Source organism: Mycolicibacterium tokaiense, from assembly GCF_010725885.1.
GTDB classification, from domain to species: domain Bacteria; phylum Actinomycetota; class Actinomycetes; order Mycobacteriales; family Mycobacteriaceae; genus Mycobacterium; species Mycobacterium tokaiense.
Genome location: NZ_AP022600.1, coordinates 4,959,034 through 4,970,681, shown reverse-complemented (window position 1 = coordinate 4,970,681; position 11,648 = coordinate 4,959,034). Strand labels below are relative to the sequence as shown.

The window sequence follows — 11,648 nt, the reverse complement described above, 5'->3', positions numbered from 1 at the left end:
AGTGAGATGCCTCGCCGCGGGCCGCTCAGCCCGCCAGCACGGGCCGCAGCGCCTCTGCCACCGCCGCCACCGCACCCGGCCGGTAGGACGGCATGTTGACGATGACACCGTCGATGCCCTTGTCGAGCACCTTGGTCTTGATCTGCTCGGCCACTGCGTCCGGGCTGCCGATGGCAGCACGCACCCGCCGCGCCTCCGGCACGTCATCGAGGCTGGCGTTGTCATCGAGGACGACGGTGAGCAGCATGCTGGTTTCCAATGTGGCGGGATCGCGCCCGATGTCCTCACACCGGGCCTTGACCACGTCGAGCTTGGCGGTGAGGTCATCAAACCCGGCGATGACGTTGAGGTGGTCGAAGTGCCGGACGGCCAGCGGAATGGTCTTCTTCTCGCCGCTGCCGCCGATCATCAGCGGGATGTGGTCTCGGAAGCGCGGATTGGCGAAGGCCCCTTTGGCCCGGTAGTAGGTGCCGTCGTGGGTCACCTGCTCGCCTTCGAGCATCGGCAGGATGATCTGCAGCGCCTCGTCGAGTTTGTTGAAGCGGTCGGTGAAGGTGCCGAATTCGTAACCCAGGGAGTCGTGTTCGAGTTCGAACCAGCCTGCACCGATGCCGAGGATGGCGCGGCCCGCGCTGACCACATCGAGGGTGGTGATGGCTTTGGCCAGCAGGGTGGGGTTGCGGTAGGTGTTGCCGGTGACCAGGGTGCCGAGCTGGACCTTCTGGGTGGCGGTGGCCAGCGCCCCCAAAGCGGTGTAGGCCTCCAGCATGGGCTCTTCGGGCGCACCGATTCCGGGCAGTTGGTAGAAGTGGTCCATCACGAAGACGGAGTCGAAGCCCGCCGCATCGGCCTCTTGCGCCTGCGCGATGACGGTGGGGAAGAGCTGTTCGACGCCGGTGCCGTAGGAGAAGTTCGGGATCTGGTAGCCGAGTTTGATCGTCATGACCGGCTCTCGTTGAGCAGCGGCAGCAGCTTCTCGGCGACGGCAGTGATGCCGCCGGGCTGGTAACCGTTGATGTTGGTGACGGGCGAGAGGATCACGCTGTCGACGCCGACGTCGAGCACCTTGGTCTTGAGTTGGTCGACGATCTGCTCTGGCGAGCCGAATACGGCCTGCTGCCGGAAGTCTTCGGGGATGACGTCCGCGGTGACGTTCTCGTCGATGATCGCCACGGCCAGGATGCTGGTCTCCAACGTCGCGGGGTCGCGGTCGATCTTCTCGCAGTTCTCCTTGACCACCGCGACCTTGCGGGGCAGCTCGTCGAACCCGGCGATGATGTTGAGGTGGTCGAAATGCCTGGCCGCCAGCGGAATGGTCTTCTTCTCGCCGCTGCCGCCGATCATCAGCGGGATGTGGTCTCGGAAGCGCGGATTGGCGAAGGCCTCCTTGGTCCGGTAGTAGCTGCCCTCGAACGTCACCTGCTCGCCTTCGAGCATCGGCAGGATGATCTGCAGCGCCTCGTCGAGTTTGTTGAAGCGGTCGGTGAAGGTGCCGAATTCGTAACCCAGGGAGTCGTGTTCGAGTTCGAACCAGCCGGTGCCGATGCCGAGGATGGCGCGGCCCGCGCTGACCACGTCGAGGGTGGTGATGGCTTTGGCCAGCAGGGTGGGGTTGCGGTAGGTGTTGCCGGTGACCAGCGTGCCGAGCTGCACCTTCTGGGTGGCGGTGGCCAGTGCGCCGAGCGTGGTGTAGGCCTCCAGCATGGGCTCTTCGGGCGCACCGAGACCGGGCAGTTGGTAGAAGTGGTCCATCACGAAAACGGAGTCGAAGCCCGCCGCATCGGCCTCCTGCGCCTGCGCGATCACGGTGGGGAAGAGCTGTTCGACGCCGGTGCCGTAGGAGAAGTTGGGGATCTGCAAACCGAGTTTGATGGTCACGAACCCGACAGTAACCACGCATAAGCGGGGCGGGAACCCCGTTTCGCTCGACGCGAACGCGGGAATATTCGGTGGCCGCCGCTGCGCGGCCGAGGGTCAGCCGAAGTGAGCCAACGCTCCGGTGCTGACGTGCAGCGTCTGGCCGGTGACGTGGCGAGCGCCGGCGGTCGACAAGAACAGCGCCAGCCGCGTGATCTCGGCGGCGGTGGACGGCGCCGTGCTCGACAGCCCGTCGTATCCGGGCTGGGAGCCGCGACCTGCGGCCACGACGTTGATGGTGATCCCGCGGGTGCCGTACACCGCAGCCTGGTCGGCGGTCCACGCCGACAGCGCGGCCTTGACGGCGGCCTCGGCGCTGCCATCGCGCGGGCTCTCCGGAACGACATTGACCACGGAGCCGCCGGCGCGCAGGTGATCGCCGATGGTCTGCAGGGTCAGCGCGGCGGACAGCACGGTGGTGTCCAGGGCGTTGTGCCACGCGGTGGCCTGCTGCGAGAGGCTGTAGGTGCGGGGATCACCGTCCTGCCAGCGCGGGGCAGGCACGTGCACGATGCTGTCCAGGTGCTGCGGGAAGGCGGATCGGGCCTCGGCGAGACTCGCCGGCTCCGTGGTGTCGCAGACGACGGCGTCGATGTCGAGTTCCTTGGCCGCGACCTCGAGTTCCTCGCGGCGGGCGCCAGAGATGACCACCCGGTGACCCTCGTTGCGGAAGCCCTCCGCAACTGTGCGTCCGAGCTCGGTATCGCCGCCGGTGACCAGCACCTCCATGGCCTTACCTCCTAGTCGTTCACCGTTGAACCACGCGGGGAGCCGCGTCGAACGAGAGCTTATGTTACTGGACAGTAGCTATGTCCGGAAACCCGGCGCGGGAACGAGACGGAAACGATTTCGCCGTCCCATGCGACACAAGGGGCAGTGGCGCTCAACCGGGCGCACACACGAAACACCAGTGACCAGGCCACGCTTGCGTCACCCGAGTAACACGGTAGGTTCTTCGCCATGGATGAGCCGGAGCAGAATCTGAAACGGCGCAAGGGTAAGTGGGGGTCGCTGGGGCTTGCCGCCGCGGCCGGCGCCAGCGCCATCACCCTGGTTCTCCCCACCGCCGTCGGTCACGCCGAGCCTGTGCCGGCTCCGCCGCCGGCGCCCAGCACGGTCGCGCCGCCGCCGGCGGACCCGAATGCGCCGCCCCCGCCGCCCGCGGATCCGAATGCGCCGCCCCCGCCGCCCGCGGATCCGAATGCGCCGCCGCCTGCGCCCGCAGATCCGAACGCGCCGCCGGCTGATCCCAATGCCCCGCCCCCTCCGCCGGCCCCCGAACCCGGTCGTGTCGACAATCCCGCCGGCGGCTTCAGCTTTGTGCTTCCGCCCGGGTGGGAGCAGGGTGACGCCGCCCGGCTGAACTACGGATCAGCGCTGCTGGTGAAATCGAACCCGGCTGCCGCCCCCGGCCAGCCCGCGGCCGTGGCCACCGACACCAGCATCCTGCTGGGCCGGTTGGACCTGAAGCTGTTCGCCGGTGCCGAGCCCGACAACGCCAAGGCCGCCACCCGACTGGCCTCCGACATGGGTGAGTTCTTCATGCCCTTCGCGGGCACCCGCATGAACCAGCAGACCGCCGCGCTGGACGCCAACGGCCTGCCGGGCTCGGCGTCCTACTACGAGGTGAAGTTCACCGACACGTCCAAGCCCGACGGCCAGATCTGGGCCGGCGTGGTGGGCAACCAGGCCGTCAACGCACCGCGTGGACAGCGCAACGAGCGTTGGTTCGTGGTGTGGCTGGGCACCGCCAACGATCCGGTCGACACCGGCGCCGCCATCGCGCTGGCCAACTCGATCCGGCCGTGGAGCCCGCCCCCGCCTCCGCCGCCTCCACCGCCCGCGGACCCGAACGCCGCGCCGCCGCCGGCTGACCCGAATGCGCCGCCGCCGGATCCCGACGCGCCGCCGCCTCCGCCGCGGGCCCAGGTGGGCGTGCCCGTCCCGGTCACCACTCCGGTGCCCGAGATGACGCCGCCACCGGCCTGATTGCCTGATGTCCTGACAGCCCTGACCTACGTGGTCGGGGCTGTCGGCGTATGGTGGCAAACCGTTGCCGAATCGAGAGCAAGAAGTCGTCAGAAGTGGGCATACCGTACGCATGGATACAGCTCTTGTCGCGGAATCGGTGGACATCCTGGCCCGCTCGACAACCACCACCAGCGTGGGGTTGATCGGCTACATCATCATCGGCGGACTGGCCGGCTTCGTGGCCAGCAAGATCATGAAGGGCGCCGGATCCGGCATCCTGATGAACATCGTGATCGGCATCGTGGGCGCCTTGATCGGCGGCTTCCTGCTCAGCTTCGCCTTCGACACCGCAGGCGGCGGGTGGATCTTCACCTTCTTGACCGCGCTGCTCGGCTCGGTGATCCTGCTCTGGATCGTCGGCAAGGTGCGAAGCCGCGCCTAGCTGACGCGCCCCCCGCATTCGGGGGGATGCGCCACCTGGTCAACCGGCCGGCGGTGGGTTACGGGCAGGGGAGTTCTCCCCATCCGCAGCCACCGTCGGCCGTTTTAGTCGCGGAGGGACCCGCTCCTCCAGGCTTGCCTCGACCGCTCCTTGTCCTGCAGCTCAGGTGGAGGCGTGCCAGACCAGCGCCGCCGCCAGCGCACCCAGGCCGTTCAGCGACCAGTGCAACGCGATGGGCGCGATCAGGCTGCCGCTGCGGCGCCGCAGCCAGGTGAAGACGAAGCCCGCCACCCCGGTGGCCACCACAGCCAGCACCACGCCGGCGATCATGCCCAGCACGCCGCCGCCGAAGATGCGCGTGAAGCCGACGTTGCTGCTGGTCAAACCCAGCGACGTGGAGATGTGCCAGAGGCCGAACAACAGCGAACCGCCCGCTGCGACACCGCGGAAGCCCCAGGCCCGGTTCAGGGCGCCGTGCAGCACCCCGCGGAAGGCCAGTTCCTCGGGAATGACCGTTTGCAGCGGGATGATGATCAGCGACGCCAGCAGCGCGCCGGACAAGGTCGCGTAGTTGTTGTTCATGAACATCGGACGCGTCCAGGGCAGCAGCGCGCCGATGGCGATGACGGTCAGTACCAGTCCGACGGCAGCCGCGGCGTATCCGGCACCGGAGCGCCAGTGTTCGCGGCCCAGCCCGAGTTCGGACCAGCACAGCCCGCGGGCCCGCACCAGCGCCAGGAGCGCGACGGCGGCGGCTGGGATGGTCGCGACGCTGGCCCAGGGTGTGGTGAAGTGCGCGATCAGGTTCGACAGGGCCAACACCACGACCACCACGGCAATGTCCGCGTAGACCCGGAAGTGGTGGATGGCCGACAGCTGTGCCAGCAGTGGGTGCGGGCGCGCGTCCACCGCGCTGACATCAGACATGACTTTCGCAGTGTAGCGGCGCCTGCTGTTTGTCACCTCAGATGAACACCTGGTGCACAACTGCGCGGCGGGCGGGTACGCGCAAGGATGAACGGCAGGACAGTCGGGAGGAGAACGGGCATGACGACCGCATGGCGCAACGCTGAAGTGACGCCGATCAACGACGACACCGTGACACAACTGGATCGGTGGTGGCGTGCTGCCAACTACCTGTCGGTGGGACAGATCTACTTGCTGGACAACCCGCTGCTACGCACACCGCTGGCCCGCGAGGACGTCAAGCCGCGGCTGCTCGGGCACTGGGGCACCACACCCGGTCTGAACTTTCTCTACGCCCACCTCAATCGCGTGATCTCAGAACGCCAGCAGTCCACCATCTACGTCACCGGCCCGGGGCACGGCGGCCCCGGCCTGGTGGCCAACGCCTATCTCGACGGCACGTACTCCGAGGTGTATCCGGACATCACCGGCGACACCGAAGGACTGCGCCGGCTGTTCCGACAGTTCTCGTTTCCCGGCGGCATCCCCTCGCACGTGGCACCCGAGACGCCGGGGTCCATCCACGAGGGCGGCGAGCTGGGCTACGCCCTCTCCCATGCCTACGGAGCGGCCTTCGACAACCCTGACCTGCTGGTGGCCGCGGTGGTGGGTGATGGGGAGGCCGAAACCGGGGCATTGGCCACCAGCTGGCACTCCAACAAGTTCGTCAACCCGGTCAACGACGGGGTGGTGCTGCCGATCCTGCACCTCAACGGCTACAAGATCGCCAATCCGACGGTGCTGGCGCGGATCCCGCAGGACGAGTTGCGCTCGCTGCTGGTGGGGTACGGGCACAACCCGTACTTCTTCGAGGTCGACGACGACGCCGCCGGCGACCACGACGGTGCGCACCGCCGGTTCGCCGAACTGCTCGACACGGTGCTCAACGAGATCGCCGACATCAAGGCCCGTGCGGCTGCGGGGGACGACGAGCGTCCCAGCTGGCCGATGATCGTTTTCCGCACGCCCAAGGGCTGGACCGGCCCGGAGGTGATCGACGGCAAGTTGACCACCGGATCCTGGCGCGCGCATCAGGTGCCGCTGGCCAGCGCCCGCGACACCCCGGAACACCTCCAGGTACTGGCCGACTGGCTGGCGTCCTATCGGGCCGAGGAGCTGTTCGATGCCGACGGCCGGTTGCTGCCGTCGATCGCAGAGCTGGCCCCGCCGGGGGAGCTGCGGATGAGTGACAACCCGCACGCCAACGGCGGCGCGCTGCTCAAGGATCTGCGGCTGCCGGACTTCCGCGAGTACGGGGTCGACGTGCCCGTGCCGGGCGGCACGGTGGCCGAGGCGACAAAGGTGCTGGGTGAGTGGCTCACCGATGTGGTGCGACTCAACCCCCACAACTTCCGCATCTTCGGACCGGACGAGACGGCGTCCAATCGGCTTCAGGCGGTCTACGACGCCACCGACAAACAATGGAACGCCGAGTTCGCCGGCCCGGAGGTCGACGAACACCTGGCGCGGGCCGGACGGGTGCTGGAGATGTTGTCCGAGCACCAGTGCCAGGGCTGGTTGGAGGGCTACCTGCTCACGGGCCGGCATGGGCTGTTCAACTGCTACGAGGCGTTCATCCACATCATCGACTCGATGATGAACCAGCACGCGAAATGGCTGAAGGTCACCAACCACATCCCGTGGCGCCGGCCCATCGCCAGCCTGAACTACCTTCTGTCCAGCCATGTTTGGCGTCAGGACCACAACGGCTTCAGCCATCAGGACCCGGGCTTCATCGACCACGTCGTCAACAAGAAGGCGGCGGTGGTGCGGGTGTATCTGCCGCCGGATGCCAACACGCTGCTGTCGACCTACGATCACTGCCTGCGCTCCCGGCAGTACGTCAACGTGGTGGTGGCGGGAAAGCAGCCGCATCCGAACTTCCTGACCATGGATCAGGCGATCGCGCACTGCACCCGCGGGCTCGGCATCTGGGACTGGGCTGGCACCGAGCAGGTGGGCACCGACCCGGACGTGGTGATCGCCACCGCCGGCGACGTCCCGACGTTGGAGGGTCTGGCCGCGGTGGACCTGCTGCGCCGGCATCTGCCCGAGCTCAAGGTGCGGTTCGTCAACGTGGTGGACCTGATGCGCCTGCAGGACGACACCGAACATCCGCACGGGCTGTCGAGCCGGCAGTTCGACATGATCTTCACCGCCAGCAAGCCGGTGATCTTCGCCTATCACGGCTACCCGTGGCTGATCCACCGGCTGACCTACCGCCGGACCGGGCACGTCAACATCCACGTGCGGGGGTACAAGGAGGAGGGCACCACCACCACACCTTTCGACATGGTGATGCTCAATGACCTGGACCGCTACCACCTGGTGATGGACGTGATCGACCGGGTGCCGTCCCTGGGCTCGACGTGCGCCACCCTGCGACAAGCCATGGTGGACAAGCGGATTGCCGCACGTGAGTACACCCGGGAGTTCGGCGACGACATCCCGGAGGTCAAGGACTGGGTGTGGCCCGACGCCCGCGGTCTGGATACTGCTGCCGGCGTGGGCTCGGACACCGGCGGTGACAACGAGTAGGACGCCGGGTGGCGGTGGGCATAGTGGATACTGTGACGATGCCCACTGTGGACACGTGTCAACTTTTGCGGTCGGTCCGGGTTCTGGACCTCGCCGACTCCGGTGCCGACATCATCGGGCGCCTGCTGGCCGATCTGGGTGCCGACGTGCTGAAGGTGGAGCCACCCGGTGGTACGGCGCAGCGGTCGGCGGCGCCCACTCTCGGCGGCGTCGGGATCGCCTTCGCGCTGCACAACGCCAACAAACGCAGTGCGATCCTGGACCCGCACGCCGCCGGTGACCGCCGCCGGCTCCTGGAACTGGCGGCGGAAGCCGACATCGTGGTCGATTCCGGGCGGCTGACCGACTACGGCACGGGCGCGGCGGAGCTGGCCGACCGGCTGCCACACCTGGTCAGCATCGCGGTGTCCGACTTCGGGTCCACCGGACCGCGGTCGTCGTGGCGGGCCACCGACGCGGTGCTCTACGCGCTGTCGTCGGCGCTGTCGCGTTCCGGGCCTGCAGTGGGCACCCCGGTGCTGCCGCCCGACGGGATCGCCACCGCCACCGCCGCGGTGCAGGCCACCTGGGCGGTGCTGGTGGCCTTCTATCACCGGTTACGCACCGGGGCAGGTGATTTCATCGACTTCTCCCGGCTGGAAGCGGTGGTGATGACGCTCGACCCGCCCTTCGGTTCGCATGGTCAGGCCGCAGCGGGCATGCGCCGGGGGGAGCGTTGGCGGGGGCGGCCCAAGAACCAGGACGCGTATCCGATCATCGCCTGCGCCGACGGTTATGTCCGTCTGGTGGTGATGGCGCCGCGGCAGTGGCGCGGGCTGCGGGCCTGGATGGGGGATCCCAAGGAGTTCCAGGACCCCAGGTACGACGTGATCGCCGAGCGGTTCGCGGTGTGGGACCGCATCGGGACCGTGCTGGCGCAGCAGTTCGCCGGACAGTCGATGGCCGACCTGGTGGCCCAGGGACAGTCGCACGGGGTGCCGATCGCCGAGGTGCTCGATCCCGCCGATGCGCTGGACTCCGAGCACTTCCGCACGGTCGGGGCCGCCGCGGTGACCGAACTGGCGCCGGGGGTCAGCGCCACCGTGCCGCTGGGCTACTACACCGTCGACGGCGCCCGCGCCGGTCTGCGTACCCCCGCCCCGGCCGCCGGCGCCGACGAACCCCGCTGGCTGACCCCGCCCACACCGACACACGGGCCCGAAAAGTCGAGTGGTGATGGGCGAAACGTCGGCTTCGGCGCGCTGCCGTTCGAAGGGCTGCGTATCGTCGACCTCGGCATCATCGTCGCCGGCGGCGAGCTGAGCCGGTTGTTCGCCGACCTCGGTGCCGAGGTGATCAAGGTGGAGAGCAAGGCCTATCCCGACGGGCTGCGTCAGGCGCGGGCCGGGGATCTGATGAGTGAGTCTTTCGCCTGGACACACCGCAACAAGCTGGGCCTCGGGCTGGAACTGCGCAGCGAGGCAGGTGCCGAGGTGTTCACCCGGCTGGTCGCCGACGCCGACGCCGTGTTCGCCAACTTCAAGCCCGGAACCCTTGCCGCACTTGGCTTCCCCTATGACCGGTTGCGTGAGATCAATCCTGACATCGTGCTGGCCGAGAGCAGCGCCTACGGCGACACCGGGCCATGGAGCACCCGGATGGGCTACGGACCGCTGGTGCGGGCGGGCACCGGGGTGACCCGGCTGTGGACCGCACCGCCCGGGCCCGGCGAAGAGACCTCGCACCGGCACAGGTTCTTCGACGCCACCACGGTGTTCCCCGATCACGTGGTGGGGCGTGTGTCGGCCATCGGCGCGCTCGCCGCGCTGATCCACCGCGACCTCACCGGTACCGGTGCCCGGGTGCACGTCTCGCAGGCCGAGGCCTGCGTGAGCCAGCTCGACACCGTGTTCGTGGCACAGGCCGCGGGCGCCGACGTGGTGCCCGAGGCCGTCGAGCACGCCGTGTACCCGTGTGCAGGCGACGACGAGTGGTGTGTCGTCTCGGTCCGCGACGAGGACCGCGCCGCGATCGCCGAGCTCACCGGGGGCACGGCGCTCGCCGAGTGGACCGCCGCCCGCTCACCCGCCGACGCCGCCGAGGCGCTGCAGGCGGTGGGGATCGCCGCGGCACCGATGTTGCGCCGGATGGAACTGCTCGAGGATCCGCAACTGCTCAGCCGCGGGCTCTTCCAGCCGATGCGGCATCCACTGTTCGACGTGCCCCTGCCCAGCGAACGCGGCCCGGCACCGTATCGCAGCATCGGGCCCGCACCCACCCGGCCGGCACCGCTGCCCGGCCAGGACACCCGCGAAATCTGCCAGAAGACACTGGGTTTCGACGACGACACCATCACGCGCCTGATCGACGACGGCGTGCTGTTCCACACCGAAGCACCTCGACAGGAGGCCCGATGACCGCGCAGGTGTACATCGACGGTACGTTCCGCACCACCGGCACCCACCCCGTCATCGAAGCGGCCACCGGTGAGCACCTCGGTGACGGTGCTGCTGCCACCGTTGCCGACATCGACGCCGCCGTGGCGGCCGCCGGGGCGGCGCTGCCGGCATGGTCGGCCACTCCGGCACAGGACCGGGCCGCACTGCTGCGGGCGTTCGGCGCCGCACTGATGGCCCGGGGTGCGGCCACCGCCGAGTTGGTCAGCCGGGAGAACGGGATGCCGGCGCGGCTGTCCAAGGGCGCCAACGGGATGTTTCCAGCGGTGCTGCTCGACTACTACGCGGGCCTGATCATCGACACCCCCGATGAGGAGATCCGGCCCAGCGCGATCGGGCACACGATCGTGCGCCGCGAACCGGTCGGCGTGGTGGGGGCCATCACGCCGTGGAACTACCCGCAGGCGCTCGCGGCGATGAAGCTGGCACCGGGCCTGGCGGCCGGCTGCACCATGGTGCTCAAGGCGTCACCCGAGACCGCTCTGGATGCCCTGGTGTTCGCCGAGGCCGCCGATGAGGCCGGGCTGCCCGCCGGGGTGCTGAACATCGTGCCCGGCGACGCCGCCGCGGGCGCGCATCTGGTGAGCCACCCGGGGGTGGACAAGGTGGCGTTCACCGGCTCCACGGCTGCGGGACGGGCCATCGGCGAGATCTGCGGTCGGCTGATGCGGCCGGTCACCCTCGAGCTCGGCGGCAAGTCCGCAGCGATCATCCTCGACGACGCCGACCTGGATGCGGCCATCAAGGGCCTGCGCTCGGCGGCGTTTGTCAACAACGGGCAGACCTGCCACCTGAGCTCACGCATTTTGGCGCCCCGGTCACGCTATGACGAGGTGGTGGAGGCCATCGCGGCGTTGGCGGCCGGTCTGCAGGTCGGTGACCCGCTGGACAAGGCCACCGACATCGGGCCCCTGGTCAGCCAGCGGCAACAGCAGCGGGTGCTCGAGTACATCGCCATCGGTCAGGCGGGCGGGGCGAAACTCGTTGCCGGCGGCTCGGTTCCGAAGGACCGGTCACGCGGCTGGTTCGTCGAGCCGACGGTGTTCGCCGGGGTGTCGAATTCCGACCGGTTGGCGCAGGAAGAGGTGTTCGGTCCGGTCCTGGCCGTGATCCCTTACGACGGGGACGCCGAGGCCGTCGCCCTGGCCAACGACAGCGAGTACGGGTTGGCGGGCACGGTGTGGTCCACCGATACCGACCGGGCCACCGAGGTGGCGCGCCGCGTCCGCACCGGCACCATCGGGGTCAACGACTACCAGTTGGACATCGCCGCACCATTCGGCGGCGTGAAGGCCAGCGGCCTGGGCAGAGAGCTCGGACCCGAAGGGCTGCAGGCGTATCAGACGGTCAAGTCGATCTACCGGAGAGTGTCGTCTTGA

9 protein-coding genes are annotated in these 11,648 nt (G+C 68.7%); 5 read left to right on the top strand and 4 right to left on the bottom strand.

Features of this window, described 5'->3' with window-relative positions; all coding sequences use genetic code 11:
• Positions 1–25: 25 nt before the first annotated feature.
• The 3 genes from G6N58_RS24280 to G6N58_RS24270 form a co-directional block, all read right to left on the bottom strand.
• Positions 26–943, bottom strand: coding sequence for an LLM class F420-dependent oxidoreductase (locus G6N58_RS24280; RefSeq protein WP_115281201.1), 918 nt, complete (start codon positions 941–943; stop codon positions 26–28).
• Positions 940–1,878, bottom strand: coding sequence for an LLM class F420-dependent oxidoreductase (locus G6N58_RS24275; RefSeq protein ID WP_115281202.1), 939 nt, complete (start codon positions 1,876–1,878; stop codon positions 940–942). Before G6N58_RS24275 ends, G6N58_RS24280 begins: the two co-directional genes overlap by 4 nt.
• Positions 1,879–1,974: 96 nt before the next feature.
• Complete coding sequence (locus G6N58_RS24270; RefSeq protein ID WP_115281203.1) at positions 1,975–2,646, bottom strand: SDR family oxidoreductase; 672 nt, start codon at positions 2,644–2,646, stop codon at positions 1,975–1,977.
• 231 nt (positions 2,647–2,877) lie between these two features.
• On the opposite strand from G6N58_RS24270, the gene G6N58_RS24265 reads away from it, so the two are divergent.
• Together G6N58_RS24265 and G6N58_RS24260 are read left to right on the top strand one after the other, a co-directional pair.
• A complete protein-coding gene (locus G6N58_RS24265) occupies positions 2,878–3,906 on the top strand; it encodes an APA family fibronectin-binding glycoprotein (protein ID WP_115281204.1) in 1,029 nt (342 codons plus the stop codon).
• A gap of 112 nt (positions 3,907–4,018) precedes the next feature.
• Entirely contained in the window at positions 4,019–4,330 is a 312-nt protein-coding gene (locus G6N58_RS24260; RefSeq protein WP_115281205.1) for a GlsB/YeaQ/YmgE family stress response membrane protein, read from the top strand.
• Positions 4,331–4,492: 162 nt separating this feature from the next.
• Here G6N58_RS24260 and G6N58_RS24255 read toward each other — a convergent pair whose 3' ends face one another.
• Positions 4,493–5,257 (bottom strand): CPBP family intramembrane glutamic endopeptidase, encoded by a 765-nt coding sequence (locus G6N58_RS24255; protein ID WP_115281206.1) that lies wholly within the window; start codon positions 5,255–5,257, stop codon positions 4,493–4,495.
• Between the two features lie 120 nt (positions 5,258–5,377).
• Here G6N58_RS24255 and G6N58_RS24250 point away from each other — a divergent pair, with 120 nt between their 5' ends.
• Genes G6N58_RS24250 through G6N58_RS24240 form a run of 3 tightly spaced genes read left to right on the top strand, consistent with a single transcriptional unit; the run spans position 5,378 to position 11,648 of the window.
• On the top strand, positions 5,378–7,834 hold the full coding sequence (locus G6N58_RS24250) for a phosphoketolase family protein (protein WP_115281207.1): 2,457 nt from the start codon (positions 5,378–5,380) through the stop codon (positions 7,832–7,834).
• A 38-nt stretch (positions 7,835–7,872) separates the two neighbouring features.
• Positions 7,873–10,230 (top strand): CaiB/BaiF CoA-transferase family protein, encoded by a 2,358-nt coding sequence (locus G6N58_RS24245; protein ID WP_115281208.1) that lies wholly within the window; start codon positions 7,873–7,875, stop codon positions 10,228–10,230.
• Positions 10,227–11,648: an aldehyde dehydrogenase gene (locus G6N58_RS24240; protein ID WP_115281209.1), complete on the top strand. Its 1,422-nt coding sequence runs from the start codon at positions 10,227–10,229 to the stop codon at positions 11,646–11,648. Before G6N58_RS24245 ends, G6N58_RS24240 begins: the two co-directional genes overlap by 4 nt.